The organism is Marinobacter sp. M1C (genome assembly GCF_023314135.1).
Classification (GTDB): domain Bacteria; phylum Pseudomonadota; class Gammaproteobacteria; order Pseudomonadales; family Oleiphilaceae; genus Marinobacter.
In genome coordinates, this window is the sequence record NZ_CP092289.1 from 1,686,284 (window position 1) to 1,712,348 (window position 26,065).

Below are 26,065 nucleotides of genomic sequence, written 5' to 3' on the forward strand. Positions count from 1 at the left end.
TATAAAGGTCTATACTATCGCTGTTGAGTGTTTTATAAGCACTGGATGCCAACCGTACAATCAACGCCCACTGGCAACGCGGAAACTGTTATGGCCGAGCCGTCTTCAAGCGCTTTTTTTTCGCCCATCAAACTTATTTGGGCCTTCATTATTGTGCTGGTTTTGTTACTGCAGGTACGCTTGTGGATCGGTGAGGGCAGTTTTGCCCAAGTTTGGGCGCTGGAACAGGCCATCGCAGAGCAGCAACAGGGCAATGACACGCTGGCGACTCGCAATGAGCGGTTATACGCTGAAGTACGTAACCTGCGCAATGAACAGGGTGCGGTGGAGGAGCGTGCGCGAATCAATCTGGGATTGATACGCAATGATGAAACCTTCTTTTTGGTGGTCGACCAATAACCGCTGCTTTCTGCTCCACAACCACGGCGTCTCGGCTCATGCCTGAAGCTTCTCTTTGGCTGATTATTCCCGCTGCAGGTGTTGGTCAGCGCATGGCGGCTGAGTGCCCAAAACAGTACTTGCGTGTTGATGGTGAATACATATTGGATATAACCCTGCGGCGTTTGCTGACTGCGGTGCCGGCGGCAGGGTGTATAGTGACGTTAAGCCCCACCGACATTTGGTGGGCCGGCACGAACGCAAGCTCTGACAGCCGAATTGCAACTTGCGCCGGCGGTAACGAACGTTCCAATTCGGTACTCAATGCGTTGCAGGCATTGGTGCCAAAGGCCAAAAATGACGACTGGGTGTTGGTACATGACGCGGCTCGCCCCTGCGTGGCGTCTGACGATCTTAAACGGCTGTTAGAAAAAGTGGGTGCCCACAGCGTGGGTGGCCTGCTGGCTTCACCGGTCACTGACACCCTCAAAGTGGCAAGCCCCCAGGCGCCGGATACGGTTACATCAACTGTTGATCGCCGCCATCTGTGGCGCGCGCTAACCCCGCAAGTGTTTCGCTACGGTCTGTTGCGTGACGCCTTACAAAGGGCGCTAGATCAGGGTTTTGCACTAACCGACGAGGCCTCGGCGATGGAGCAGGCCGGCCACAGGCCGCTGTTGGTGGAAGGGCGGCCGGACAATATCAAAATCACCGTGCCTGCGGATTTGGCGCTGGCCGGCTTCATTCTTGGCCAGTTGTAATCTGGTCATTTGAACGGAATTAGTATGCGAATTGGTCAGGGCTTTGATGTTCACGCTTTTTGTGAAGGCAACAGGATTATTCTGGGGGGTGTCAGTATTCCTTATAGTCGTGGTTTAAAGGCTCATTCGGACGGTGACGTGCTGCTGCACGCGTTGGCGGATGCGCTGCTTGGCGCTCTTGCGCTGGGTGATATTGGCCACCTGTTCCCGGACACCAGCGCCGACTGGGCCGGTGCCGATAGTCGTGAGCTGTTGCGTCGCGTCATGCAGCGGGTTCAGGAACTGAATTACAGCGTGGTGAATGTAGATGCCACCATCATCGCCCAGGCACCCAAAATGGCGCCTCACGTCAACGCCATGCGTGTGAATATTGCAGAAGACCTGAACATTACCGCCGGTCAGGTCAGTGTGAAAGCCACCACCAGCGAGCAGCTGGGCTTCACCGGCCGCGGGGAGGGCATTGCCTGCCAGGCGGTTTGCCTGCTGCAAGCGCAAAACTCATGAACGATACTCAAACCAGCACTCAAAACGCCACCCCAGAACCTGCGCAAAACCATAACTGGCGTTTGCAATGGCCGTCATCTGAAGGTAAATGCGTGGCCAGTGCCGATTTTAAACACAGTCCAGACGACTTCCAGGTGAGTGAAGTTCTGGACAAGGCCAGCATTCAGGGCGAAAACGGCAGCGGCAACGCCGGCGAACACCTATGCTTGCGGTTGCAAAAAACCGGCGACAATACCGAATATGTCGCCCGTGAACTGGCAACGATGGCCGCCTTACGCCCCTTTGATGTGAGCTTTTGCGGGCTCAAAGATCGCCATGCCGTGACATGGCAGTGGTTCAGCCTTTATCGCCCGGGCCAGAATGACAGCGATGCAGATTTTATCGCCAGCGTCAGCGAGTACTGGCCAGTAACAGACAGTTGTCGCAGCGCGAGCAAGTTGCGCCGCGGTGATCACAGCGGTAATGGCTTTCGTATTATTTTGCGCAATGTGGCTGGGGAGAAAGCCGCTATCGATCAGGCATTGGAGCGTTTGGCACAGTCCGGCGCGCCTAATTATTTTGGTCCTCAGCGCTTTGGCCATAACGGTGCCAACCTGGACAATGCGTTGTTGTTGAATCCGCGCTCGTTGAATCGCCCCGCAAAAGGCCGTGGCAAAGGCCGGGGTCGTGGCGGCCGTAGCAGTCAGGATTCGAAAAATGTATTGTATTTTTCCGCTGCCCGATCGTGGCTGTTTAATGAAGTGCTGGCCGCGCGCGTCAACAATGGAAGCTGGTGCCAGCCTATGGCAGGCGAGCCGGACGAGCAGAGAGTCACGGGCCCGTTGTGGGGCGATGGTGGGACCCGCGCGACCGGTGAGCAGGAGCAGTTGGAGCGCACGGCGGTGGACGCCAATCCGCAGTTAGTCGCGCTCTTTGCCAGCACGCGCATGCAGCCGGAGCGCCGGCCCCTGCAGCTGGTGCCGCAAAACCTGAAATGGGAATGGCAAGACAGCGCTACGCTGGCAATCGAATTTACGCTGGGCGCTGGCCAGTATGCAACAACGCTGCTGGCAGACGTTTTTGCGTTGCAGGATATTGCCCTGAGTCGGCTTAACGAATAACAAATTTATGGAGCACAAAGTGCGAATACTGTTATCCAATGATGACGGCGTGCACTCGCCGGGGCTAATTGCCCTTTACGAAGGTTTGCAAGGCCTGGGTGAACTGCATGTGGTGGCCCCTGATAGAGACCACAGCGGCGCCAGTAATTCGTTGACCCTGAAGCGCCCGTTGACGGTGGAAGAGCATCCAAATGGCTTTTACTCGGTCGATGGCACGCCAACGGATTGTGTCCATCTTGCAGTAAACGGTTTGTTCGACGAACCTTTTGACCGGGTGGTGTCGGGCATCAACACACACGCCAATCTGGGCGACGACATAATTTATTCCGGCACCGTTGCGGCAGCCACCGAAGGCCGTCATTTGGGCCTTTCGGCGATCGCGGTTTCGCTTGTGAATAACGGTCGATTTCATTACGACACCGCCGCAAGGGTGGTTGCTACGCTGTTGAAATTCCATAAGCCCATGGACCTTGGACCGCGTTCCATTCTGAATGTGAACGTACCGGATTTGCCCTGGAGCGAACTGTCCGGGTTCCGCGTAACCCGTTTGGGCGACCGTGAACGGGCCGAGGGTGCGGTGCCTATGACCTGTCCCCGCGGCAAAAAACGCTATTGGATAGGCGCTGCCGGTAACGGCGGAGATGCAGGTCCGGGCACCGACTTTCACGCTATTTCTCAAGGCTACGTGTCCATTACGCCGGTGCACATCGACATGACCCGGCACCAGGTGATGTCTAGCCTGCGTGACTGGGTTGGAGCGCTAGAAGACAGCTCGGGCAAATCACAATGAATGCGCACATACAAGGCATAGGCATGACGTCCAGGCGTACCCGCCTGCGTTTGATCCAGCGCTTGAAAGACAAAGGCATTTCGTCACCGCAGGTGTTAGATGCCATAGCCGAGGTTCCACGCCATATTTTTCTCGATGAAGCCCTGGCGCACAGGGCTTATGAAGACACCGCTTTGCCGATTGGCCACAACCAGACCTTGTCGCAACCCTATATTGTCGCCCGTATGACCGAATTGCTATACGCCCACCAACCAAAGAAAGTGTTGGAATTGGGTACCGGCTCTGGCTATCAGACGGCGGTGCTGTGCAATTTGTTCGCCGAGGTGTTCAGCGTTGAACGCATAAAACCACTTCAGGACCGAGCAAGGGAGCGCCTGCGCAATCTAAAGTGTCGCAACGCTGTGCTGCGCCACGCTGATGGCGGTATGGGCTGGCCCGAACGTGGCCCTTTTGACGGCATCATTGTTACCGCGGCACCTACCGAGGTGCCCGTCGAGTTGTTGCAACAACTGGCAGACAACGGTGTTCTGATCTCCCCGGTGGGGGCTGAACGACAGGTACTGGTTCAAATTGTGCGCCGCGGCGATCGCTTTGAACGCACGGAACTGGAAGCGGTTAAATTTGTGCCTTTGTTGGGCGGGGTGGTGCGCTGATGAACCAAACATCGCCCATTTTGCGGACTGATGAGAAGAAAGCCGCTTTGCGTTCCCAGGGTTTGCCGTCGGTTTTTCTGCGGGGGTTGGCCATGGGCGCGGCCGACATAGTTCCTGGCGTTTCTGGTGGCACCATTGCGTTCATAACCGGCATTTATTTTCGCCTGCTAGCGGCGATAAATGCGGTGCCTAAAGCGCTATTGACCGATTTGATTAGGGGCCGCGTTGCCGTTTTCTGGCAAGTATGCGATGGCAGTTTTTTGTTGACTCTGCTGTGTGGCATCATACTCAGCATCGCCACCTTGGCATCGGCGATCAGCTATTTACTGACCACCTATCCGATTTTGCTGTGGAGTTTTTTCTTCGGACTGATTTTGGCCTCTGTATGGCACGTCGGGCGTGAAGTTCGCCAGTATCATTGGCGCCTGGTGTTGCCGTTATTGGCGGGTACGGCCTTTGCCTGGTGGATAACCAGCTTGCCGGCTATGGCCGCCGAGCCTTCAGCGCTCATGTTTCTGTTTGCTGGAGCCATCGCCATTTGTGCGATGATACTACCGGGTATTTCAGGTAGTTTCATTTTGGTCATTATGGGTATGTACGTGCCAGTGCTCAGCGCTATAAGGGGCTTTGACGTTGCGTTGTTGCTGCTGTTTGTTACCGGCTGTGCAGCGGGCCTTTTTTCTATCGCCCGCGTTATTACCTGGGCCTTTGACCGTTTTCACGACGGCGTTCTGGCACTGTTGATCGGATTTATGCTGGGGGCGCTGAACAAGGTCTGGCCTTGGAAAGAAACTCTGAGTTGGCGGATTAACAGCGCCGGAGAGCAGGTGCCCGTGCACGAAATCAACATTAGCCCAGCGTTGTTTGCTGAACAGACCGACTTGAATCCACTTGTTTTCCAGGCCTTGCTGATGGCCGTGGCGGGCATTCTGCTGGTGCTGGTGGTGGAGTGGTTGGGGCTGCGTTTTGCCGGGCGTAAACGCTCCTGAATGTTACGAAATGTAAGAAGCGCTGTTCCCCCGGGTAACATGAGTGCCCGTAAACACGGTTCTGCCCGTTAGAAAAATCACTGCAACAATAATTGCTTACAGCGAATATCCCGAATCTACTTAGACACCGGCGCGGGCTTGCATTATTGTTGAGTTGAATTTTTCATAACCGCACCGGTACCTATGTCGTGATTTTCCAGCCCCGCGTTTTGTTGACCTATCCAGTCGCAGCTCTGTTGTGGCTGACGTTGATGCTGGGCGGTTGCAATACGGCGGCGCTGTATCAGGACGACATTTATAACCCCCCGGTGTATTGGGGCCACCACATGGTCAAGTCAGGGGAAACGCTGTACGGCATCGCGTGGCGCTACGGTCGCGATTATCGGGAGCTGGGTAACGCAAACGGTCTGCGAGCACCTTGGACCATTCTGCCGGGCCAGATGTTGCGTCTTGACAAGCGTGGCCGAGCGCCCACTACAGCGGTTGCAGGGGCCGGGGCCAAACGCAGCGCAGCGGCAATAACGAGCAGCAGCGCCCGGGTCCCCAAGCCGACCAGGCAACCGGTGATTACTCGAAAGCCTGACACAAACGCACCTTTGGCGTCGCAGACCCAAACTGTTGCCGATATAAAATGGCGATGGCCTCACTCTGGCACTGTAATTGCTAACTTTTCAGCATCTGGAAAAGTCAACAAAGGGATTGATATTGCCGGAAAATCCGGCGATTCTGTACGGGCGGCGGCTGGCGGAAGTGTGGTATACGCAGGCAGTGGTTTACTGGGTTATGGCAACCTTGTAATCGTTAATCACAGCGAGCAGTATCTCAGCGCTTACGGACACAATCGTAAAATACTGGTCAAAGAAGGGGAGAACATTCAGGCGGGTCAAATAATTGCCGAATTGGGCAACAGCGGCGCAGAGCGGCCAATGTTGCATTTTGAAATACGAAAAAATGGCAACCCAGTGAATCCAGCATATTATTTACCAGCGCGGTAGACTAGGTATCATTACGTAAGAGCACCTAAAAGCACATTAAATAATAATGGAACAACAGCGGCCAGGGTGGCCATGAATAGATGTCCTGAATACGACCACAAATAGAACGGCACGCCCGACCTAATAAACAAAACACGGGCGCTGTCCAGGATCATTTAGAGGCGGGGCAAACAGAATGTCACAATATCAGGAAGACTTGATCGTCGATCGCGTCGAACAGTCCGAAGGCGCTGAAAAGGAAAAACCAAAATCCGGGGGTACAGCCTCACCGCGCAAGGTTGCCACCAAAACAACCGCGAAACCCGCTAGTCGTTTGGCGAGCAGTCGTTATTACAGCAGTAGCAAACAGCTGGACGCCACACAGCTCTACCTCAACGAAATAGGCTTTTCGCCGCTGCTTACCCCTGAAGAGGAAGTATACTTTGCGCGCCTGGCCCGAAAAGGCGAGGAGTCAGGTCGTAAACGCATGATTGAAAGCAACTTGCGGCTGGTTGTAAAAATCGCCCGGCGCTATGTGAATCGCGGTTTGACTCTGTTGGATTTAATTGAAGAAGGTAACCTTGGTTTGATTCGCGCGGTTGAGAAGTTTGACCCAGAGCGCGGGTTTCGCTTCTCTACCTATGCCACCTGGTGGATTCGCCAAACCATCGAACGCGGCATCATGAATCAAACCCGCACTATTCGCTTGCCCATTCACGTGGTGAAAGAACTCAACCTGTATCTGCGGGCGGCCCGCGAGCTGACCCAGCAACTAGACCACGAACCCACAGCTGAAGAAATTGCCCGCAAGGTCGACAAACCGGTCAAAGATGTCAAGCGTATGCTTGGGTTGAACGAGCGCGTTGCTTCTATGGACACGCCCATTGGTGCCGGCGGTGAAAAATCCCTTCTGGACACGGTAGCTGACGAAGGCGCATCAGACCCCGCCGATGTGCTGCAGGAAAACAACATTTCGGTTTGCCTGCAACAGTGGATTGACCAACTTAGCGAAAAACAGCAGGAAGTGCTGGCTCGCCGATTTGGCTTACGTGGTTATCCTGTTAGTACGCTGGAAGAAGTTGGCCAGGAAATCGGACTGACCCGAGAACGAGTGCGCCAGATTCAGGTGGAAGCTCTACGTAGGCTACGCGAGATATTGGAAAAAGAGGGGCTTACTGGAAACCTTCTATTCCAGTAGCGGTCAGGGCTGCCAGCGCCGCTCGCGTGTTGGCAGCCGAGCCTGATCGGGCGTCAGGCATCATATATAGTCGCGTTTATCCTTGAACTCGCACAAATCTTCGATAGGACAGGCACCGCACCGGGGTTTACGGGCGGTGCAGATATAGCGCCCGTGCAGAATAAGCCAGTGATGGGCATCCAGCAAAAACTCCTGCGGTACCAAGCGTATCAGACGCTTTTCCACTTCCAGCACGTTCTTGCCCGGAGCAATCCCAGTACGGTTAGATACTCGAAATATGTGGGTATCCACGGCCATGGCGATTTGACCAAAGGCGGTGTTCAGCACCACATTGGCGGTTTTGCGACCAACACCGGGTAATGCTTCCAGTTCTTCCCGGGTTCGCGGTACTTCGCTTGCGTGGCGGTCGATCAGCGCGCGGCAGGTTTTTATCACGTTTTCGGCTTTGCTGTTAAACAGGCCAATGGTTTTTATGTATTCCTTAAGGCCATCTACGCCCAGGGCAAAAATGGCCTCCGGGGTGTTCGCCACCGGATACAGTTTGTTGGTGGCTTTGTTTACGCCCACATCGGTGGCCTGCGCCGAAAGAATGACCGCAATCAGCAATTCAAAATCGGAACTGTAGTTCAGTTCGGTGACCGGCTTAGGATTTTCTTCCCGTAAACGGCTGAAAATTTCTGTGCGTTTCTGTTTGTTCATTAAGAAATAGTTCCGGTAACTCGCACCCGTTTACTGCCGGCGCTGATCGTCTCAACTTGCGCAGCTTTGCGTTTTTCTTCAATGCGACTGTCAATCACGTTTTTCAGTGCGATCAGCAGGCCCAGACCCATAAACGCTCCGGGTGGCAGCATCATAAACAGCATGTTGGGGTAATCCGCAAACGGGCGCAGTGTCCACCCAGCTGCTACAGGCCCTAGCAGAAGGTGCATGTCCGAGAACAGCGTGCCTTGGCCGATCAGTTCGCGCATGGCGCCCAGTACCACCAGAACCGCTAAGAAGCCCAGCCCCATCATGGCACCGTCGAGCAGCGCGAGCCCTGGAGGGTTACGTGATGCAAAGGCGTCGGCGCGGCCCAGAATGGCGCAGTTGGTCACAATCAACGGGATGAAAATGCCCAGAATCTGATACAGCTCGTAAGTGTATGCCTGCATCAGCAGTTCGGCGCAGGTTACAAACGAGGCGATGATCATCACAAATGCCGGCAGGCGAACGGATTCGTTTACAAAGTTCCGTATCAACGATACCGCCAGATTCGAACCCATCAATACTAGCAGTGTGGCCAGGCCCAGCCCCAGTGCGTTCACCACTGTGCTGGTTACGGCCAGCAAAGGGCACAGCCCTAGCACTTGTACTAGCGCGGGGTTATTGCTCCAAAGACCGTCGCGAATAACCTCGCGTGATGTTTTTGTTGCCATGGCAATTAGTGCTCCGGCTCGGAAAAATGACTGGCAACGGCATTGCGTTGTTTGCGGTTGCCACGCTCGACGGGCAAACCCAGGCTCTGGCGAATTTCGGCCTGGTGTTTGCGCACATACACCAGGGTTTTGTGAACCGCTTTGACCACTGCCCGGGGGGTAATGGTGGCGCCGGTGAACTGGTCAAATTCGCCGCCGTTCTTTTTTACGTTCCACTGTTTGCTCGGCGTATTGGCCAGTGAGTGGCCGTTAAACTGGTAAACCCAATCCGATTTTCGGGTTTCAATGCGGTCCCCCAGCCCTGGTGTTTCATGGTGGCCGGTCACCCGCACCCCCAATAACTCGCCAGACGGAGTCATGCCCACCAACAGATTGATGTCGCCGGAATAGCCGTCGGTGGCTGTGACCGGAATGATAAAGCCCACCAGGTCGCTCTGCTGCCGGGCTACCCAGGCGTTCGGCGCTTCACCGCTGTTAAGAACAGCAGCGTCTGGCAAGCTGATGGTGTCATTCAGCATGTCGTTGCTATGGGTGCTTTCGGGAATGATTTCGAACAGCGCAGCAGCTTCGGCCCGCGCCGCCTGCTTGGCAATACGTTCCTTGGTGACCGCCTGGGTCAGGGCGATGGTGCCACCGGTTATCACCGCGAAAAGGCCAAGGCCGATGGCGCTGCGGCTTATGGATTGAGCCATGGTTGCCATAAAGTTAGCCCTGTTTCCGGGTGGGTAAACCGCGTCGGGCCTTGTGATGACCGTAGGTGCGTGGTGGTGTGTAGTAGTCAATAAACGGCACCGAAAAGTTCATTAGCAACACGCTGAAAGCTACGGCGTCTGGGTAGTTGCCCCAGCTGCGTATCAGGTAAACTAATGCGCCAATGCCCACCGCATAAATCAGTTTGCCTTGGTGGCTGGTGGCTGCCGACACCGGATCGGTGGCGATGAAAAATGCCCCCAACATGGTGCCACCTGCCAGCAGATGCAGCGAAAGCGGCGCATACTGGTCGGCGTTGGTGCCAAACAGCAGGCTCATGGCGACCAGCCCGCCCAAAAAACCGACGGGTATGTGCCAGCTGATAATACGCAGTGCTAACAACACCAGGCCGCCTGCAAGGAAACCGGCGTTCACCCATTCCCAGCCGCGAGCAATAAAGTTGCCAAACGTGGGGTGAATCGTAATTTCCGCGGCGGTGTGGCTGCCCACCTTGTGTTTGTATTCGTCCAGCGGGGTGGCCATGGTCCAGCCGTCAACGGCGGTTTGCTGCCCCGAGGCGATGGCGCTGAGGGTTTCGCCAAACCCGGGTGCGTCCTGCCATAGGCCGACCGGTGCGGCCCAGTTGGTGGTCATCGCCAGCGGAAATGAAATCAGCACCAAGGCGTAACCCACCATGGCCGGGTTAAACGGATTGGAACCCAGACCGCCGTAAAGCTGTTTGGCCACCACAATGGCGCTGAAAACCGCCACCACAGACACCCACCAGGGCGCAAATTGCGGCAGCGATAGGCCTAGTAACAGGCCGGTGACTGCCGCGGTGTTGTCTTTCAGGAAAAATCCAACGGGCTTGCTCCGCCATTTCAAAATGGCCGCTTCAGTAGCCAGTGCCAATGCGACACACCAGACTACATTGATCAGATTCCCCCACCCAAAAAACACCGTTTGTGCCAGTAGCCCGGGTATTGCGGCGATAATTACCCATAACATTACCCGAGAGGTAGGGCGAGCCCGGTGGGCGTGAGGGGAAGACTGTTGCTCAAGCGCCATGAAGTTTAAGCCTGTTGGGGAGTCGTTTGAGCGTCATCAATCGCCTGCTGTGCGCGCCGGACCCGCTCGGTATTTTTGTCAACGGCGCGTTCGAGTTTGTCGACGTTGGGCGCTTGGCCACTGCGAGCGTCTTCCAGCATGCTCTGCATTTTTTTCAGTTTGGCTTGGGCCTGAGTCAGCTGCTGTTCCAGTTCTTCTATGCTTGGCGCCGTCTCGACCGCAGGAATTTTGTCTGCATTTTCAGGTGCGAATGTTTCAGCCGGCGCTGCTTCTTCAGAGGACTGTGTTGAAGGGTCGGCGCGCTTAGCGCTAGCAGCCGCGGCGGCTTTGGCCTTTTTACGAGCCAGAGCTTGCTCTACCAGAGCGGATTTTCCCGCGCGCTCATCGCTTATTGTGCCGTCTTGAACGCTCGTCTGGGCGTCGGTTTTCTTCTGTTCTTGAGCTTTGGCGGCGGCCAATGCCCGGTCTTTGCGGCGCTGATCTTTTTCCTGCTGTTCGCGGTCAAGGCGCTGCTGGCGAGCTTCAAAGCGTACGCGAGCACGGTCGGACTTTTGCTGTTCGGCCCGCTGTAGACGAATTTCACCTTTGGCAAACCGGTAATACTGCACCAGCGGAATAGAGCTTGGGCACACGTACGAGCAGGCGCCGCATTCGATGCAGTCAAACAGATTCAGATGTTCGGCTTTTTCAAACTCTGTGGCTTTGGCGTGCCAGAACAACTGCTGGGGCAAAAGCGCCATCGGGCAGACTTCGGCGCACTGGCCGCAGCGAATACACGGTTGTTCCGGCGCCGGCGCGGGCAGTTCGCTGGCGCTGGCGGCAATCACGCAGTTGCTGGTTTTTATCAGCGGGATATCCGTGTTCGGCAGCGTATAGCCCATCATCGGGCCGCCGAGCACTAACCGCGACATGCGCTGTTTATCAACACCGGCGCAGGTCAGTAAATGGCTGGTGGGGGTGCCAACCAAGACTTCAAAGTTGCCGGGTTCTGCCAAGGCTTCGCCGGTGGCCGTCATCACGCGAGAAATCAGTGGTTTGCCTTGCAAGATAGCATCAGCCACGGCTACCGCGGTGCCAATGTTCTGGCACATCACGCCAATATCCGCCGGTATGCCACCGCTGGGTACTTCTTGGCCGGTCAGAATCTGGATCAGCTGTTTTTCACCACCGGATGGATAGATGGTGGGAATCACCGCAATTTCGGTTTTACTGCCCTCTGCCGCCTGCCGCAAAGCGGCAATGGCTTCGGGTTTGTTTTCTTCGATGCCGATCACCACCCGTGCCGGGCGCAGCAGCCAGGCCATTATGCGCAGACCGGCCATCACCTGGTCTGCTTTTTCGCGCATGGTCATGTCGTCGGCGGTAATGTACGGCTCGCACTCGGCGCCGTTAAGAATTAAAGTGTCGACTTTGCGGTTTACAGACGGCCGTAGTTTGATGTTGGTTGGAAAACCCGCGCCGCCCAGGCCCACAATGCCGCCCTGACGAATCAGCGCCAGCACTTGGTCGCGCTCCAGCTTGCGATATTCCGGCTGCGGTATCAGCTCGCACCAGCGCTCCTCGCCGTCGGGTATCAGCACCACGCAGGTGTCGCTCATACCCGATGGGTGTGGCACGGGCTCCAGGGAAATACGCTCAACGGTGCCTGACGTGGGCGCGTGTACCGGTACGCCCATGCCATTGCCGACCTGGGCGATGACTTCACCTTTCAGCACCTTTTGCCCCGGCTCGACAATACAGCGCGCAGGCTCGCCAATGTGCTGTTGCAACGGCAGTATCAGCTTCGCGGGTAAGCCCGCGGGGCGAATGGGCCGATTGTTGGATTGGCTTTTGTTTTCTGGAGGGTGTACGCCTCCGCCAAAGTTCCACAACTGGGTCATAACAAGCTCGCTTCGCGGGTTTCTGCCTGGCTGTCGGTGGCAATCAGGCGGCTGCCGGCCGCGGCGGGCTCTCCATCTGGCACCACTTCTTTTACGACAGGCGGTGCCCAGGTCCAGCTGCGGATGTCCGGTTCGATGACGATCATGTCGATACAGTCAACCGGGCAGGGCTCCACGCACAAATCACAGCCGGTGCATTCGCTTTCTATCACTGTGTGCATGTGTTTGGCGGCGCCCAGAATGGCGTCTACGGGGCAGGCCTGGATGCACTTGGTGCAGCCAATACATTCGTCTTCGCGAATCACGGCTACCCGCTTGGCCTGGGCAGCGCCGTGTTCGGCGTCCAGAGGTTGGGGTTCTACGTCCAGCAAGTCGGCCAGGGCGTTGATGGTGGCTTCACCGCCCGGCGGGCACTTATTGATGGCTTCGCCGTTGTTGATGGCTTCAGCATAGGGTCGGCAGCCGGGAAAACCACACTGGCCGCACTGGGTTTGCGGCAAAAGCGCGTCTATCTGATCGACCAGCGGGTTGCCTTCTACCTTGAAGCGCTCTGCGGCAAAGCCCAGCAGGGCCCCAAACACGGCGGCCAGGCCTAATAAAACGGCAACTGCGATGATGATACTTGTCCACATAAGCCAAGGACTCCGTTACACGCTGACCAGGCCGGTAAAACCTAAAAACGCCAGAGCCATGAGCCCCGCGGTCACCATACCGATGGCAGCGCCGCGAAAAGCGACAGGCACATCGGATACCGCGATGCGCTCGCGCATGGCGGCAAAAAAAATCAGCACCAGGGAAAACCCGAGTGCGGCACCAAACCCATAAAGCACCGATTCGACGAAATTATTGTTGCGGTTCAAATTTAGCAGGGCCACACCCAACACTGCACAGTTAGTGGTAATCAGCGGCAGAAAAATACCCAGCACCCGGTACAGCAGGGGGCTGGTTTTGCGTACCACCATTTCAGTGAATTGCACCACCACCGCTATCACCAAAATGAAGGTGATGGTTTTCAAAAACGCCAGATTCAAAGGCTCTAATAAATAGGTGTACGCCAGATAGCTGCACACCGACGACAATGTCAGCACAAAGGTGGTCGCCAGCGACATGCCCATGGCGGTTTCCAGTTTGCTGGACACCCCCATAAACGGGCACAGGCCCAAAAATTGAACCAGCACGAAATTGTTGACCAGTATGGTACTGACCAGTATGAGCAGGTACTCGGTCATGGTTGTTTCGGGCCTCGCTGGCTATTTTCTATTAACGACTTACATTATCCGCATGCCGGGCGTAGCGCCGGAGTCTGGCGACAGAATAAAGATGTCTTTGCCGCCAGGGCCGGCTGCCAGCACCATGCCTTCGGACAGGCCGAATTTCATTTTGCGGGCTTTCAGGTTGGCGACCATTACGGTTAAACGGCCTTCCAGTTCTTCGGGCGCGTAGGCTGATTTAATACCAGCAAACACGTTGCGCTCGCCATGTCCCACGTCAAGTGTCAGGCGTAACAGCTTGTCGGCGCCCTTTACGTGCTCGGCTTTGATGATTTTGACTACCCTCAGATCCACCTTGGCGAAGTCGTCAAACTCGATTTCCGGGCTAATGGGCTCCAGTGGTGTTTTCAGTGCGGCTTCTGCCGGCGCTTCAGCCACCGGCAGCTGTTCTTTCGAGGCATCGAGCATTTTTTCGATCTGCGTCATGTCCACCCGGCTCATCAGCGGCTGAAATTCGTTGATGCCGTGATCTTGAAGCAACTCGGCGCGGTTGTTCCAATCCAGCTTGGCGTTCAGGAAAGCTTCCGAGGCGTCGGCGGTCTTTGGCAGTACCGGCGCCAGGTAGGCCATCAACAGGCGGAACATGTTCAGCGCGTTGGTGCAGATGGCTTGAAGCTTTTCGTCTTCGCCTGCCTGCTTGGCTACTACCCAGGGTTGTTCGTCGTTGACGTACTGATTGGCAATATCCGCCAACTCCATGATTCGGCGCATGGCGCGGCCAAACTCGCGATTCTCGTAGTAACCGGCCAGCTCTTCGCCGGCGCTGATGAACTCGTTAAGCTTGTCGATCTCGGTGACTTGACCCAGCTTGCCGTCGAAGCGCTTGCTAATAAAGCCGGCGCTGCGGCTGGCTATATTAACCACCTTGCCCACCAGGTCCGAGTTTACCCGGGCGGCAAAATCGTCCAGGTTCAAATCCATGTCATCAACGCCGCCGGTGAGTTTGGCCGCAAAGTAATAGCGCAGGTACTCCGGATTCAGGAAGTCCAGATAGGTGCGGGCCATGATGAAGGTGCCGCGGGATTTGGACATTTTTTTGCCATTAACGGTCACAAAACCGTGGGCCCAAACCGCGGTGGGCGTGCGGAAACCGGTGTCGTGCAGAATGGCTGGCCAGAACAGGGCGTGGAAATTGATGATGTCCTTGCCGATGAAGTGGTACACCTCGGCGGTGGAGTCGGCTTTCCAGAAGTGTTCAAAATCGATGCCTTCGCGAACGCACAGGTTTTTGAAACTGGCCAGATAGCCAATGGGCGCGTCGAGCCACACATAAAAATACTTGCCCGGTGCATCTGGCACTTCAAAACCGAAGTAGGGTGCGTCACGGCTGATGTCCCAGTCGTGCAGACCAGCGTCTAGCCATTCAGCCAGTTTGTTGGCTACCTGCGGTTGCAGGGTACCGCTGCGAGTCCATTTGGCCAGGAAGTCGGCAAAATCCGGCAGTTTGAAGAAAAAGTGCTCGGATTCTTTTTCGATGGGTGTGGCACCGGACACCGCCGAACGCGGGTTAATCAGCTCGGTGGGTGAGTAGGTGGCGCCACAGGCTTCGCAGTTATCGCCGTATTGGTCGTCGGTTTTACACTTGGGGCACGTACCCTTGATAAATCGGTCGGCCAGAAACATGTTTTTTTCAGGGTCGAACGATTGGGTAATCGTGCGAGTGGCAATGTGCCCGTTCTGCTGCAGTTGACGGTAGATAAACTCTGAAAACTGGCGGTTCTCGTCAGAATGGGTGGTGTAGTAATTGTCAAAGCGGATCAGAAAGTCGCCAAAGTCTTGCTGATGTTCCTGGCGGATGCGGTCAATCAACTGCTCGGGGGTAATACCTTCCCGCTCGGCGCGGAGCATAATGGCGGTGCCGTGAGCATCGTCGGCGCAAACGTAATAACAAGTATGGCCGCGCAGTTTTTGGTAGCGCGCCCATATATCGGTCTGGATGTATTCCAGCAAATGGCCCAGGTGAATGGGGCCGTTGGCATAGGGCAGGGCACTGGTGACCAGAATGTCCCGTTTTTGCTTCGCACTCGCTTGCGTCATGGTTGAGCTTGAACCTTTGCTGGAATTGAATGTAGGCCGCGAATCAACAAAACACCCCCGCGCAGATTTGTGCACGGAACGCGGGTATCCTGTATGGCCAGAATTGGGCACAAATGATACCTTCCACGCAGAATTTTTTCATCCGAAACCCCGTTTAAGTGCAGCATTACCGGCCTGAACTCTTTCTGAACTCTTTCTGTGCTGTCCCTAAACTCTCCCGGAGTGATGTTATGACCACGATTTCCCGCCAAGCCCTGGAGGCGGCCATTCGCGAATACCGCGATCCGTACCTTGAAAAAGACTTGTACGAGCTGGATGCGGTAAAGAAGCTGGACGTGGACAAACGCGGTGAAGTCACCTTGATGGTGGAGTTGCCCTATCCGTCCAAAGGCATTGCCGGGGCTTTGAAACAGCTGGTGGGGAATGCGCTGGAATCAGTTGAAGGTGTGGAAAGCTCGGACATTCACGTGGCCCAAAAAATTCACGCCTACAAAGCCCAGAAAGAATTGCCATCGATTCCCGGGGTTAAAAACATTATTGCGGTGGCTTCCGGTAAAGGCGGCGTGGGTAAATCCACCACTGCGGTGAATCTGGCTCTGGCGCTGCAGCACGAAGGCGCCCGGGTGGGCGTGCTGGATGCCGATATTTACGGCCCCAGCGTGGGTATGATGCTGGGCGTGCCGGATGGCCAAAAGCCGGAGGTACAGGAGCAAAAGTACTTTATTCCCATTGAAGCTCACGGTTTGAAAACCAACTCCATGGCGTATCTGGCCAACGACAAAACCCCGATGATCTGGCGCGGCCCAGTGGTTACAGGTGTGCTTATGCAGCTGCTGCAGCAGACTCTTTGGGGCGAGTTGGACTATCTAATTGTGGATATGCCGCCGGGCACCGGTGATATCCAGCTGACGCTGGCGCAAAAAGTGCCGGTAACCGGCGCGGTGATTGTCACTACGCCGCAGAATATTGCTGTGATGGACGCCCGGCGTGGTATTGAAATGTTCCGTAAAATGGAAATACCGGTGTTGGGTGTGGTGGAAAATATGAGCGTGCACATCTGCAGTAACTGCGGCCACCAAGAAGCGTTGTTTGGCACCGATGGCGGAGCGCGTATTGCCGATGACTACGACACCGTATTGTTGGGCCAGTTGCCACTGCACAAAACCGTGCGCGAGCAAACCGATGGTGGTAAACCTACGGTGGCGGCAGAGCCGGATTCCGAAGTGGCGCGGCGCTATCTGGACATTGCCCGCCGCGTGGGGGCGGAGTTGTCAAAGCGTGAACGCAATTTAAGCGGCGCTATTTCCAGCGTGTCGGTCACCGGCCATTGGAATTCGCACTAAAACTGGCCAACAGTTAAACTGTCGCCCTTTATAACTCCGGGATATGAGAAACCAGCATGAGCATTAAACCCGACAAGTGGATTCGCCGCATGGCGCAGCAACACAACATGATCGAGCCCTTTGAGCCCGGCCAGGTGCGTGAATCGGAAAAGGGCCGGGTCATTTCCTACGGTACCTCCAGCTATGGCTACGACGTGCGCTGCAGCAACGAGTTCAAAATCTTCACCAACGTGCATTCCGCCACGGTAGACCCGAAGAATTTTGACGAAAACAGCTTTGTGAATATTACCAGCGATGTGTGCATTATTCCGCCCAACTCGTTTGTGCTGGCGCGCACGGTGGAATATTTTCGCATTCCCCGTAATGTGCTGACCATCTGCCTGGGCAAATCTACTTATGCCCGCTGCGGCATTATTGTCAACGTCACTCCGCTTGAGCCAGAGTGGGAAGGCCAGGTGACATTGGAATTTTCCAACACCACCAACTTGCCGGCGAAAATTTACGCCAACGAAGGCGTGGCGCAGATGCTGTTTTTCGAGGCTGACGAAGTGTGTGAAACCAGCTATAAAGACCGGGGCGGCAAGTATTTGGGCCAAACCGGCGTAACGCTGCCACGCACATGAACGCCAATCAGTTTTTAAAAGCAGTACAGCAGCTACAAGGCTGGCGCGAATGCGCGTTTTTGCTATCGCTGGCCGAGCGGGCGTTTCCCAATTACGCCCTGTTTGCGGACGCCATGGAATTGAAAACCGGCGCCAAAATGCGCCAGATTCTGGATGCGGGTTGGAATCTGTTAAAGCCAGATGCCATCGAGACTGCCATTCCCCAGTGGCTGCGCAAGCTAGAAGCGCTATCGCCAAACGTTGAGGACTACGACGCCTACGGCGTGTACCCCGCATATGACTTTTGCCAGTTGCTGGAACAGGCGCTGTTGAACCGGCTTAATCCTGGCAAGCATAGAGCAACAGAAGCTTCACAGCTTGCCACGGCAACCGTGATGAGCTTTGTTGAGGTTTCGGAGGCCGAAGAGCTAAGCGAAGACGAACTGGTGCGCCTGCTGGACCAGCATCCCTTGATGAAAGATGACAAGTTGTTTCAGCGCGACCTGGTGCTGGAATTAAAGCGTCAGCGCGTTCCACGGCAGGACTTTATCACTACCCTGCGCCAGCGAGCGGAAAACGATGGCGTTAGCAATCTGGGCATTTCGCTGTCCGATTAACATTGACTGAATAACCTTGACTGAATAAAACCGTTCGACCAATGGATTTGATCTGATGAAACTCTCTGCGTTTGGCCAGAAATTTACGGCGGATGCCGGTATTACCTCGTTGATGGATGATTTAGGTAACGCCATGGCCTCGGGTGATGACCTGATCATGATGGGCGGCGGCAACCCCGGTCATATTCCGGAGATACAACAGCGGGTTCGGGAGATTCTTGTTCAGATCAGCCAGAGTGACGACGATATGCGCCGCCTGGTGGGCGTTTATGATCCTCCCCAAGGCGAAAAGCAGTTTATCGCCGCGTTGGCGGAATTATTGAGCCGTGAGTATGGTTGGGACCTGACCAGCGAGAACATTGCGCTCACCAATGGCAGCCAGGCAGCATTTTTTATGCTGTTCAATATGTTCGGTGGTGATTACGGCGATGGCGTGCACAAACACATTCTGTTGCCGCTGGCACCGGAGTACATCGGTTACGCCGACGCGGGCATAGACGCGGACTTGTTTCACGCGGTGCAGCCTGATATTTCCTTCACCGACGCCCACGAGTTCAAATACCGAATCGACTTTGACGCGGTAGAAGTGACCGGCGAAACCGGCGCTATTTGTGTGTCCAGGCCAACCAACCCTACCGGCAACGTCATTACCGATGACGAGCTGGCGCAATTGGAAATCCTGGCGCGGCGCCAAAATATCCCTCTGATTGTGGATGGCGCTTACGGTACACCGTTTCCCAGTCTGTTGTTTACCGAAGCCAAACCGACCTGGAACGAGCAAATTATTCTTTGTTTGAGCCTGTCCAAACTGGGCTTGCCTGCGGCTCGCACCGGTATTGTGATTGCTGCAGCGCCTACCATCAAGGCGCTGGCAAGCATTAATGCGATCATGAATCTGGCTACTGGGAGCTTTGGTGCCATGCTGGCGGAGCCGTTGGTGCGCTCGGGGGAGATCCTGACACTAAGCCGTGACGTGGTATGCCCGTTCTATAAGGCCAAAATGCAGCGCGCCGTGGCAGCATTCACCGGCGCCATGGAAGATGCGTCGTGCCGCTGGTATATCCACAAACCCGAGGGCGCGATGTTCCTGTGGCTGTGGTTTCCGGATTTACCGATTACCAGCCTGGAACTGTATCAGCGCTTGAAGCTTCGCGGTGTGTTGGTGGTGTCTGGTCATTACTTTTTCCCGGGGCTATCCGAGGATGGCTGGAATCACCGTGACGAGTGCCTGCGGGTGACCTATTCGCAGGACGACGAGCGGGTTGCCGAAGGGCTGAGGATTATTGCTGAAGAAGTTAAAGCGGTTTGGGTTGAGGCTGAAGCTGCGGGCTAATGCCCTTAGCCCGAGCGCAAATTAAAGCTGTTTTATGCTTTTCAGGTTGAGCTCGTAGCGGCTGCCATCAGGCTCGGTTTGCAGTAATTGCACCAGCGCGTAGTTGAATTTTGGGGCGAACCACATCAGCGTCTCCCGCTTGGCGCCTTCGCCACGCAGTTTTTCGACCGTCAGAGCGTTTATTTCGCCTTGTAGAGTTTCAATCGTCCCTTCGTCAATCACCGCGAATCTATCTTCGCTCGGCCTTCCGTGGCGCACATAACGGTATTCCATTTCACGTTTTCCTGCTTTGAGATCCTGGTGCAACTGAAGTTGATAGCCTAGTGGGTCCAGCATGCCAGGGCTGAGGGGAGTTTCGAATGCTGTGCCTTTATAGCGGCCAGTCGCAAGATTTTGCTCCCAGTCAAAATCGATGGTCTCTTCACGATCGCGAATTAGCAAACCTGACAGCTTATAGCGATAGCGCAGAGGAATGACCTGACCGTCCTGCCACTTCAGAACCACCGATTCTTCAATATCGGCTACAAACGACTTTACCGAGGTACGATAAAGCCAAACGCCATTACTCTGGTTGCTAAGAATGCGTTTTGCGCTGCCGTTCAAAGTAATACCCTTCTCGATAGAGGCGGTAAAAGAAGCCTCGAAAGGTGCTAGCTCCGCGGTGCCTGACGACTCATCCTCAACCGCCGCCAGCGCAGACGCGGTGAAGATAGCCAGGCACACCGACAAGGCCAGATTGAGTAGCAGGGGCAACCTCGAAAATGCTGATTCAATACGGGGTTTTTTCTGCATGATTGCCTCCTCCAATACAGTGTTCGGCCGATTAGTTTGCCGGCAATACCAAGGGCTGGGAGAGCGCCTGGCCATCAAAAAAAACCTGTTCAGCACCGAGTTGCACGCGGCCCTCACAGCACCAACGCACCACAATCGGATAAAGCACATGCTCCTGAGTCTGCGCCTTCTGCGCCAGGGTTTCAGCGCTGTCGTCCGGGCCCACTGCAATTTGGGCCTGAGCGATAATCGGCCCTCCATCCAGTTCTTCGGTGACAAAGTGCACAGATACACCGTGCACTTTGTCACCGGCGTCCAGTGCGCGCTGGTGGGTATTCAGGCCGGTGTATTTTGGTAGCAGCGAAGGATGAATGTTCAGCAGTTGGCCGCGGAACGCGCGGACAAAGCCCTCGGTCAGGATGCGCATGAAACCGGCCAGCACAATCAGGTCCGGATTGTGGCGGCGGATTTCCTGCATCAGGGCGCCATCGAATTCATCGCGACTGCCATAGCGACCGTGCTCAATCACAAAGGTCGGAATGTTTGCATAGGCCGCCTTCGCAAGCGCTGGCGCCTTGGCTTGATTGCTGCCAACCGCCACTATGTCGGCGGGGTAGTCGCGCTCACGGCTGGCTTTAATCAACGCCTGCAGGTTGGTGCCTGCGCCTGACACCAGAATCAGAATCTTGGGGCGCGGTGACGGATCCGCTTTCATATCGCCAGCAGTCCCGGCTGGTAGCGTACAACGCTGTCGGCCTGGTGATCCACGCCGGCTTCAATCGTACCAAGATGCCACGCCGTTTCGCCCATGGCATTGAGTGTATCCAATGTCAGCGACAGTTGGTCTTGTGGAACGCATAGCACCATGCCAATGCCGCAGTTAAACGTGCGGTACATTTCTTCAGTGGCCACGCCGCCGGCGTCTTTTAACCATTGGAACACCGGTGGTAGCTGCCAGCTGGCGGTGTCAATTGTGGCCACGGTGCCCTTGGGCAGCACGCGAGGTATGTTCTCGGGCAGGCCACCGCCGGTAATGTGTGACAGAGCACGAACGTCTATGTCGCGAATCAGCTTTAGCAAGTTTTTTACATAGATGCGTGTCGGGGCCATCAGGGCTTCGGCCAGGGTAGTATCGCCTATTGGCTGGTTCAGATCGGCGTTGCTGACTTCCAAAATTTTGCGGATCAGTGAATAGCCGTTGGAATGGGGGCCGGAAGAGCCCATCGCCAGCAGGGCATCACCCGGGCGCACGCGGCTGCCGTCAATAATATCAGCGCGTTCGGCTATGCCAACGCAGAATCCGGCAAGATCGTAGTCGTCACCTTCGTACATGCCCGGCATTTCGGCGGTTTCGCCACCCACCAGGGCGCAGCCGGCCAGCTCACAGCCTTCGCCAATGCCTTCAACCACGCTGGCAGCAACGTCTACGTTCAGTTTTCCAGTGGCGTAATAGTCCAGGAAAAACAGGGGCTCGGCGCCACCCACAATCAGGTCGTTCACGCACATGGCGACCAGGTCGATGCCGATGGTGTCGTGTTTTTGTAACTGCATGGCCAGGCGCAATTTTGTGCCTACGCCGTCGGTGCCAGACACCAGGACAGGCTCTTTATAGCCAGCAGGAATGGCAACCATGGCGCCAAACCCACCCAGGCCGCCCAGCACTTCCGGGCGACGGGTGCGTGCCGCTGTCGCTTTAATGCGGTTGACGAGTTCATTGCCGGCGTCAATATCAACGCCGGCGTCGCGGTAAGTTAAAGAAGGCTTGTGTTCGCTCATGGATCTGTAAACCGTTGGCCAGTGGGTCAAGGCGCGGATTTTAGCAGGTGCAGTGAAGGGGTCCAACCGTAATTGCCACGATTCCGCCTTAAGGGTGCCGGGGTGCAGCGCTACTCAGGCCCGGGGGCTTGGTGTATCCTGTCCGTCGTCCATGCAATTGCCGGGTTTTTACATGCGTGCATTTCAAAAGAACTACAGGCCTGAATTTCAAAAAATCTTTGTGCCTGACTTTCAAAGGTCAATCAACTTCAAGTTATTGTCCGCGTCTTGCTGCAGCCTCGTCGTTAGCGCCCGGGCCCGTGTCAGGCAGTCCGCTGTGCGCTGGGTATTGGCGGCAATGTTGTTGCTGGCGGCTCAGGCTCAGGCAGTACCCGTCAACAATCTGTACTCTGCCAACGTAGCTCTGGAAGGCTCCGGATCAGAGGCGTTATCGGCGTCTTATGACGCAGGGCTGCGTGAGGTGCTGGTGCGTGTTGCCGGTAGCCGTGGAGTATTGGAGCGTGAAGATGTTGATCGGGTACTTGCTGCGGCAGAGTCGATGCTGACGTCTTACCAGGTTTTGAATGCAGGTGCTGAAAGCCGGGTACAGATGAGCTTTGGCGCGGTAGCCGTCACCCAGGCGCTGGCCTCAATTCAGGCGCCGGTGTGGGGTGCCAACCGGCCACTGACCTTGGCTTGGGTTGCGCTTGAAGAAAATGGTGGGAGGGCATTGATTACCGATATCGGCCCTCTTGACGGTGCCAGTGCCGATTTCCGCTCCGGTCTTGAAAGCGCATCGCGGGTCCGCGGCTTGCCCTTGGTGTTACCGGTTGCAAGTGCGGCCGGTAATCGCGAGTTGCTGTCGGATATCTGGGGTCAGTTTTTTAGCCGTGTACGCAGCGCTTCCAATGATGTTGGTCGTGATGTGATGGCGCTGGTGCGGGTGAGTCGTAGCGGTGGTCAGTGGCGCGCGGGTTGGGTGATGGACGGCTTCAGTTCTGATAGCCCTGGCGAGCAGACGGTGAGCTCAGATTCGCCGGCCGCCCTGGCGCAGGCCTTAGTTGATCGCTGGACCGAACTTTATGTTAGCCGTTACGGGGCAAGCGAAGGCGATGCTGGTAAACAGCCTACGGTAGATTTGGTACTGCAAGGCGTGACTAAATTAGCGGACTACGCCGAAATAACCCGAGCATTGGCGCAGATTAATGCTGTTGACAGTGTCGCGCCTGTTGAAGTGAAAGGCAGTGAGCTGACCATGCGCCTGACATTCTCTGGTGAGTTGGACCAGCTGCGTGACTACATCACGCTGGATTCCCGCTTGGTGTCGCAGCCAACAGCGGCCGGACCGTCCGACGAACAGGCTCTGCAGGCGCTGTATCCGGTTCTGATCTATCGCTGGCAGCCTTCACCGGTTCCGGCGGTGGTGCGTTAAACTCGATGCGAGGAGGGCGCTTTGAGTTTGCATCATTGGCGCTGGATTCCAAATGCTCTAACCTTTCTGCGTATCGCGTTGATTGCTCCGTTTGCTATGGAGTTGCACGCAGGCAATTATTCCATAGCATTGATTATTTTTACTGTGGCAGCGGTGACTGACGGCGTGGATGGGTATCTGGCCCGCCGCTTTAACTGGCGCTCCCGCTTTGGCGCCATCGTTGACCCTCTGGCGGACAAAGCTTTACTCATCAGCGCCTATCTGATGTTGGCGCTGGGCGGCGTATTTCCTTTATGGCTGTTTTTGCTGGTGCTGGGGCGTGACCTGTTAATTGTGTGTGGCGCACTGATATTTCACTATGGAATCGGTAGATTCGAAATGGCGCCGAGTCTTTTGGGTAAATTCAACACCGCGATTCAGATTCTTGCAGTGCTGCTGGTAATGCTGTTGCAGGTCATAATTATGACGCCGCCGTGGATAAACTCGGCGCTCGTCTGGATAGTTGCTGTATTCACAGTGCTTAGCGGTGCGCACTATCTGCTCGCTTGGAGCTTACGGGCATGGAGGGCCAGGTTGTCGTGACAAGTTCACAGCTCATTCTGGGTGTTAAATTGCGTGACGATGCCCGTTTCGACAACTTCCACGGCGAGCGCAACGCGGCCGTGGCCAAGCGTTTGCAGCAGGCTTGTCAGCCTCCGGTAACGGTTCCAGTGTTGTTGTTGTGTGGCGATTCTGATACTGGCAAAAGCCACCTGTTACAGGCCCTGTGCCATTACGCTGAAAGCCAGTCGTTATCAGCGGTTTGCATCAGCATTACCGAGCTGGGGCCGTTTGGACCAGATGCGCTTACCGGGCTCGAGCAATTTAACCTGGTGTGCCTGGACGATTTGGACAGCGTTGTTGGTCAGACCGGCTGGGAAGAGGCCGTTTTTCATCTTTACAACCGCATGCTGGATGCCGGTCACCAGCTTGTTGTGAGCTTGTCGGACGTGCCCGCATCTTTACCGTTCATTTTGCCCGATTTGTCTTCTCGCCTTAGCCACGGCTTGACTCTGCAGCTGGGTATTTACCGCGATTCAGATCGCAAGCGTATTCTGATGGCCCGCGCAGAGCAGCGAGGGCTGGTGATGGCTGACGACGTTGCCGGATTTATTCTGCGCCGCGCACCGCGACAGCTGGGTGAGCTGCTGGCCATTCTGGACTCGCTGGACGAAAATTCGTTGCAAGCCCAGCGCCGGCTGACCATTCCGTTTGTAAAAACCGTAATGAACTGGTAACTGCGGCCGCTATGAGCGAACGCCCATACACAAGTAAGGAGACGAGCGATGAGACGTGTGGTATTCAATCAGAAAGGCGGTGTCGGTAAGTCCAGTATTACCTGCAACCTGGCCGCGATCAGTGCGGCCCGCGGCAAGCGCACGTTAGTGGTTGATCTGGACCCGCAGGGTAATTCAACCCATTACCTGATGGGTCGGCCTGCCACCGAGCTCGATAATAACGCGGCTGATTTGCTTGAGCAGACCTTGGCGTTCACGGTGTTCAACCGGCGCCCGGAAGAGTCGTTTGTGCACGCGACGCCTTTTGAGAACCTCTGGGTGTTGCCTTCAAGCCCGGAGCTGGAGTTTCTCGAACGTAAACTTGAAGCCAAGCACAAAATCTACAAACTGCGTGAAGCCTTGAAAAAGCTGGATCAACATTTCGACGACATTTACATTGATACCGCGCCGGCGCTGAATTTTTATACCCGCTCGGCGCTGATTGGTGCCCAGCGCTGCCTGATTCCGTTTGATTGTGATGATTTCGCGCGCCAAGCGCTGTACAGCATCATTCACGAAATTCAGGAACTGCAGGAGGACCACAACCCGGAGTTGAGTATTGAGGGCATTGTTGCCAATCAGTTTCAGGCCCGCGCCAGTCTGCCGTCCAAGCTGTTGGCTGAATTGGAGCAGGAAGGTTTGCCGGTATTGTCGGTTCGCTTGTCTAGCTCAGTGAAAATGAAAGAGTCCCATCAGTGTCATCAGCCGCTGATTCATATGGCGCCGCGACACCCTCTAACCCAACAGTTCGAAGACCTGTACCGGCTGCTTCACGGCGAACCACTGATGGCCGATGCAGCGCTGACGGCGCAAAAATGACAGCCGCACCCGACAGCTCTGGCCAGGCCTATCAGGTTGCCGACCGTCTGTTAGCCATTGAAATTCAGCTGCGCCAGATGAATTGCTGGCAAAGCGAGCCTCTGGCGGCGGAAAAGTACCTCAGCCGCGAGCCGTTCTGCCTGGATACGATGAGCTTTGAACAATGGTTGCAGTTTGTGCTTTTGGCGCGGCTAAAACAGCTGGTTGAAGATGCTCAGCCGTTACCCACGGTCAGCGGCGTGGCGCCAATGGCAGAAGAGCACTATCGCAGGGGCTCTGGCCCCGGGCAGGCTTTGATCCGTGAACTGGCCGCTTTGGACGAACTGCTGGGAGCGAAGCCCTGCTGAGCGCTATCGCCAGGCCACGAAA

At 55.7% G+C, this 26,065-nt stretch carries 29 protein-coding genes; 18 read left to right on the plus strand and 11 right to left on the minus strand.

What is annotated here, in order from left to right; all coding sequences use genetic code 11:
• Positions 1-90 precede the first annotated feature (90 nt).
• The 9 genes from MIH19_RS08030 (at position 91) to rpoS (ending at position 7,347) form a co-directional block, all read left to right on the plus strand.
• On the plus strand, positions 91-399 hold the full coding sequence (locus MIH19_RS08030; protein WP_098417991.1) for a septum formation initiator family protein: 309 nt from the start codon (positions 91-93) through the stop codon (positions 397-399).
• Positions 400-437: 38 nt separating this feature from the next.
• Positions 438-1,139 carry a 2-C-methyl-D-erythritol 4-phosphate cytidylyltransferase gene (gene ispD, locus MIH19_RS08035; RefSeq protein WP_249008364.1) on the plus strand — a complete coding sequence of 234 codons (702 nt, stop codon included), beginning with the start codon at positions 438-440 and terminating at the stop codon, positions 1,137-1,139.
• 24 nt (positions 1,140-1,163) lie between these two features.
• Positions 1,164-1,643 (plus strand): 2-C-methyl-D-erythritol 2,4-cyclodiphosphate synthase, encoded by a 480-nt coding sequence (gene ispF, locus MIH19_RS08040; protein WP_249008365.1) that lies wholly within the window; start codon positions 1,164-1,166, stop codon positions 1,641-1,643.
• Complete coding sequence (locus MIH19_RS08045) at positions 1,640-2,743, plus strand: tRNA pseudouridine(13) synthase TruD (protein ID WP_249008366.1); 1,104 nt, start codon at positions 1,640-1,642, stop codon at positions 2,741-2,743. Before ispF ends, MIH19_RS08045 begins: the two co-directional genes overlap by 4 nt.
• A 19-nt stretch (positions 2,744-2,762) precedes the next feature.
• Positions 2,763-3,533 carry a 5'/3'-nucleotidase SurE gene (gene surE / locus MIH19_RS08050; RefSeq protein ID WP_249008367.1) on the plus strand — a complete coding sequence of 257 codons (771 nt, stop codon included), beginning with the start codon at positions 2,763-2,765 and terminating at the stop codon, positions 3,531-3,533.
• On the plus strand, positions 3,530-4,186 hold the full coding sequence (locus MIH19_RS08055) for a protein-L-isoaspartate(D-aspartate) O-methyltransferase (RefSeq protein WP_249008368.1): 657 nt from the start codon (positions 3,530-3,532) through the stop codon (positions 4,184-4,186). The genes surE and MIH19_RS08055 overlap by 4 nt, the downstream gene beginning before the upstream one ends.
• Positions 4,186-5,175 (plus strand): DUF368 domain-containing protein, encoded by a 990-nt coding sequence (locus tag MIH19_RS08060; protein WP_249008369.1) that lies wholly within the window; start codon positions 4,186-4,188, stop codon positions 5,173-5,175. Before MIH19_RS08055 ends, MIH19_RS08060 begins: the two co-directional genes overlap by 1 nt.
• A gap of 188 nt (positions 5,176-5,363) precedes the next feature.
• A complete protein-coding gene (locus tag MIH19_RS08065; RefSeq protein ID WP_249008370.1) occupies positions 5,364-6,170 on the plus strand; it encodes a peptidoglycan DD-metalloendopeptidase family protein in 807 nt (268 codons plus the stop codon).
• A 175-nt stretch (positions 6,171-6,345) separates the two neighbouring features.
• Positions 6,346-7,347 (plus strand): RNA polymerase sigma factor RpoS, encoded by a 1,002-nt coding sequence (rpoS, locus tag MIH19_RS08070; RefSeq protein ID WP_249008371.1) that lies wholly within the window; start codon positions 6,346-6,348, stop codon positions 7,345-7,347.
• A gap of 60 nt (positions 7,348-7,407) precedes the next feature.
• Here the strand turns inward: rpoS and nth are convergent, their stop codons facing one another.
• From nth to metG, 8 genes are read right to left on the minus strand one after another with little or no spacing between them, the layout of a single operon-like run.
• Positions 7,408-8,046 carry an endonuclease III gene (gene nth, locus MIH19_RS08075; RefSeq protein ID WP_249008372.1) on the minus strand — a complete coding sequence of 213 codons (639 nt, stop codon included), beginning with the start codon at positions 8,044-8,046 and terminating at the stop codon, positions 7,408-7,410.
• The gene (locus MIH19_RS08080) at positions 8,046-8,762 is read right to left on the minus strand and encodes an electron transport complex subunit E (RefSeq protein WP_249008373.1); all 717 of its coding nucleotides are present in this window, start codon (positions 8,760-8,762) and stop codon (positions 8,046-8,048) included. Before MIH19_RS08080 ends, nth begins: the two co-directional genes overlap by 1 nt.
• Before the next feature lie 5 nt (positions 8,763-8,767).
• Positions 8,768-9,463, minus strand: coding sequence for an electron transport complex subunit RsxG (rsxG, locus tag MIH19_RS08085; RefSeq protein ID WP_249008374.1), 696 nt, complete (start codon positions 9,461-9,463; stop codon positions 8,768-8,770).
• 4 nt (positions 9,464-9,467) lie between these two features.
• A complete protein-coding gene (gene rsxD / locus MIH19_RS08090; protein ID WP_249008375.1) occupies positions 9,468-10,520 on the minus strand; it encodes an electron transport complex subunit RsxD in 1,053 nt (350 codons plus the stop codon).
• A 5-nt stretch (positions 10,521-10,525) separates the two neighbouring features.
• Positions 10,526-12,400, minus strand: coding sequence for an electron transport complex subunit RsxC (gene rsxC, locus MIH19_RS08095; protein ID WP_249008376.1), 1,875 nt, complete (start codon positions 12,398-12,400; stop codon positions 10,526-10,528).
• On the minus strand, positions 12,397-13,032 hold the full coding sequence (gene rsxB, locus MIH19_RS08100) for an electron transport complex subunit RsxB (protein ID WP_249008377.1): 636 nt from the start codon (positions 13,030-13,032) through the stop codon (positions 12,397-12,399). The genes rsxC and rsxB overlap by 4 nt, the downstream gene beginning before the upstream one ends.
• Positions 13,033-13,047: 15 nt before the next feature.
• A complete protein-coding gene (gene rsxA, locus MIH19_RS08105) occupies positions 13,048-13,629 on the minus strand; it encodes an electron transport complex subunit RsxA (protein WP_048384854.1) in 582 nt (193 codons plus the stop codon).
• 39 nt (positions 13,630-13,668) lie between these two features.
• Positions 13,669-15,708, minus strand: a complete 2,040-nt coding sequence (metG, locus tag MIH19_RS08110) for a methionine--tRNA ligase (protein WP_249008378.1) — start codon at positions 15,706-15,708, stop codon at positions 13,669-13,671.
• A 230-nt stretch (positions 15,709-15,938) separates the two neighbouring features.
• On the opposite strand from metG, the gene apbC reads away from it, so the two are divergent.
• The 4 genes from apbC to MIH19_RS08130 are packed head-to-tail and all read left to right on the plus strand — an operon-like array spanning position 15,939 to position 19,603.
• On the plus strand, positions 15,939-17,051 hold the full coding sequence (gene apbC / locus MIH19_RS08115) for an iron-sulfur cluster carrier protein ApbC (RefSeq protein WP_249008379.1): 1,113 nt from the start codon (positions 15,939-15,941) through the stop codon (positions 17,049-17,051).
• A 56-nt stretch (positions 17,052-17,107) separates the two neighbouring features.
• Complete coding sequence (gene dcd / locus MIH19_RS08120; protein ID WP_249008380.1) at positions 17,108-17,674, plus strand: dCTP deaminase; 567 nt, start codon at positions 17,108-17,110, stop codon at positions 17,672-17,674.
• Positions 17,671-18,270, plus strand: coding sequence for a YjaG family protein (locus MIH19_RS08125; RefSeq protein WP_249008381.1), 600 nt, complete (start codon positions 17,671-17,673; stop codon positions 18,268-18,270). Before dcd ends, MIH19_RS08125 begins: the two co-directional genes overlap by 4 nt.
• A gap of 55 nt (positions 18,271-18,325) precedes the next feature.
• On the plus strand, positions 18,326-19,603 hold the full coding sequence (locus MIH19_RS08130; protein WP_249008382.1) for a valine--pyruvate transaminase: 1,278 nt from the start codon (positions 18,326-18,328) through the stop codon (positions 19,601-19,603).
• Positions 19,604-19,624: 21 nt separating this feature from the next.
• Here the strand turns inward: MIH19_RS08130 and MIH19_RS08135 are convergent, their stop codons facing one another.
• From MIH19_RS08135 to purM, 3 genes are read right to left on the minus strand one after another with little or no spacing between them, the layout of a single operon-like run.
• Entirely contained in the window at positions 19,625-20,395 is a 771-nt protein-coding gene (locus MIH19_RS08135; protein WP_249008383.1) for a DUF3108 domain-containing protein, read from the minus strand.
• Between the two features lie 31 nt (positions 20,396-20,426).
• Positions 20,427-21,089 (minus strand): phosphoribosylglycinamide formyltransferase, encoded by a 663-nt coding sequence (gene purN, locus MIH19_RS08140; protein ID WP_249008384.1) that lies wholly within the window; start codon positions 21,087-21,089, stop codon positions 20,427-20,429.
• A complete protein-coding gene (gene purM / locus MIH19_RS08145; protein ID WP_249008385.1) occupies positions 21,086-22,150 on the minus strand; it encodes a phosphoribosylformylglycinamidine cyclo-ligase in 1,065 nt (354 codons plus the stop codon). Before purM ends, purN begins: the two co-directional genes overlap by 4 nt.
• A 316-nt stretch (positions 22,151-22,466) precedes the next feature.
• Between purM and MIH19_RS08150 the strand changes: the two genes are divergently transcribed.
• From MIH19_RS08150 to MIH19_RS08170, 5 genes are read left to right on the plus strand one after another with little or no spacing between them, the layout of a single operon-like run.
• Positions 22,467-23,561, plus strand: a complete 1,095-nt coding sequence (locus tag MIH19_RS08150; protein ID WP_249008386.1) for a DUF2066 domain-containing protein — start codon at positions 22,467-22,469, stop codon at positions 23,559-23,561.
• Between the two features lie 21 nt (positions 23,562-23,582).
• Complete coding sequence (gene pgsA, locus MIH19_RS08155) at positions 23,583-24,143, plus strand: CDP-diacylglycerol--glycerol-3-phosphate 3-phosphatidyltransferase (RefSeq protein WP_249008387.1); 561 nt, start codon at positions 23,583-23,585, stop codon at positions 24,141-24,143.
• Complete coding sequence (gene hda / locus MIH19_RS08160) at positions 24,122-24,838, plus strand: DnaA regulatory inactivator Hda (protein ID WP_249008388.1); 717 nt, start codon at positions 24,122-24,124, stop codon at positions 24,836-24,838. Before pgsA ends, hda begins: the two co-directional genes overlap by 22 nt.
• A gap of 48 nt (positions 24,839-24,886) precedes the next feature.
• A complete protein-coding gene (locus MIH19_RS08165; RefSeq protein ID WP_249008389.1) occupies positions 24,887-25,696 on the plus strand; it encodes a ParA family protein in 810 nt (269 codons plus the stop codon).
• Positions 25,693-26,043 (plus strand): YqcC family protein, encoded by a 351-nt coding sequence (locus tag MIH19_RS08170; protein ID WP_249008390.1) that lies wholly within the window; start codon positions 25,693-25,695, stop codon positions 26,041-26,043. Before MIH19_RS08165 ends, MIH19_RS08170 begins: the two co-directional genes overlap by 4 nt.
• Positions 26,044-26,065 lie beyond the last annotated feature (22 nt).

Coding starts and splice junctions, on each gene's coding strand:
- MIH19_RS08030 (WP_098417991.1), top strand. CDS start 91: ATGGCCGAGCCGTCTTCAAGCGCTTTTTTTTCGCCCATCAAACTTATT.
- ispD (WP_249008364.1), top strand. CDS start 438: ATGCCTGAAGCTTCTCTTTGGCTGATTATTCCCGCTGCAGGTGTTGGT.
- ispF (WP_249008365.1), top strand. CDS start 1,164: ATGCGAATTGGTCAGGGCTTTGATGTTCACGCTTTTTGTGAAGGCAAC.
- MIH19_RS08045 (WP_249008366.1), top strand. CDS start 1,640: ATGAACGATACTCAAACCAGCACTCAAAACGCCACCCCAGAACCTGCG.
- MIH19_RS08055 (WP_249008368.1), top strand. CDS start 3,530: ATGAATGCGCACATACAAGGCATAGGCATGACGTCCAGGCGTACCCGC.
- MIH19_RS08060 (WP_249008369.1), top strand. CDS start 4,186: ATGAACCAAACATCGCCCATTTTGCGGACTGATGAGAAGAAAGCCGCT.
- rpoS (WP_249008371.1), top strand. CDS start 6,346: ATGTCACAATATCAGGAAGACTTGATCGTCGATCGCGTCGAACAGTCC.
- nth (WP_249008372.1), bottom strand. CDS start 8,046: ATGAACAAACAGAAACGCACAGAAATTTTCAGCCGTTTACGGGAAGAA.
- MIH19_RS08080 (WP_249008373.1), bottom strand. CDS start 8,762: ATGGCAACAAAAACATCACGCGAGGTTATTCGCGACGGTCTTTGGAGC.
- rsxG (WP_249008374.1), bottom strand. CDS start 9,463: ATGGCAACCATGGCTCAATCCATAAGCCGCAGCGCCATCGGCCTTGGC.
- rsxD (WP_249008375.1), bottom strand. CDS start 10,520: ATGGCGCTTGAGCAACAGTCTTCCCCTCACGCCCACCGGGCTCGCCCT.
- rsxC (WP_249008376.1), bottom strand. CDS start 12,400: ATGACCCAGTTGTGGAACTTTGGCGGAGGCGTACACCCTCCAGAAAAC.
- rsxB (WP_249008377.1), bottom strand. CDS start 13,032: ATGTGGACAAGTATCATCATCGCAGTTGCCGTTTTATTAGGCCTGGCC.
- rsxA (WP_048384854.1), bottom strand. CDS start 13,629: ATGACCGAGTACCTGCTCATACTGGTCAGTACCATACTGGTCAACAAT.
- metG (WP_249008378.1), bottom strand. CDS start 15,708: ATGACGCAAGCGAGTGCGAAGCAAAAACGGGACATTCTGGTCACCAGT.
- apbC (WP_249008379.1), top strand. CDS start 15,939: ATGACCACGATTTCCCGCCAAGCCCTGGAGGCGGCCATTCGCGAATAC.
- dcd (WP_249008380.1), top strand. CDS start 17,108: ATGAGCATTAAACCCGACAAGTGGATTCGCCGCATGGCGCAGCAACAC.
- MIH19_RS08125 (WP_249008381.1), top strand. CDS start 17,671: ATGAACGCCAATCAGTTTTTAAAAGCAGTACAGCAGCTACAAGGCTGG.
- MIH19_RS08130 (WP_249008382.1), top strand. CDS start 18,326: ATGAAACTCTCTGCGTTTGGCCAGAAATTTACGGCGGATGCCGGTATT.
- MIH19_RS08135 (WP_249008383.1), bottom strand. CDS start 20,395: ATGCAGAAAAAACCCCGTATTGAATCAGCATTTTCGAGGTTGCCCCTG.
- purN (WP_249008384.1), bottom strand. CDS start 21,089: ATGAAAGCGGATCCGTCACCGCGCCCCAAGATTCTGATTCTGGTGTCA.
- purM (WP_249008385.1), bottom strand. CDS start 22,150: ATGAGCGAACACAAGCCTTCTTTAACTTACCGCGACGCCGGCGTTGAT.
- hda (WP_249008388.1), top strand. CDS start 24,122: ATGGAGGGCCAGGTTGTCGTGACAAGTTCACAGCTCATTCTGGGTGTT.
- MIH19_RS08165 (WP_249008389.1), top strand. CDS start 24,887: ATGAGACGTGTGGTATTCAATCAGAAAGGCGGTGTCGGTAAGTCCAGT.
- MIH19_RS08170 (WP_249008390.1), top strand. CDS start 25,693: ATGACAGCCGCACCCGACAGCTCTGGCCAGGCCTATCAGGTTGCCGAC.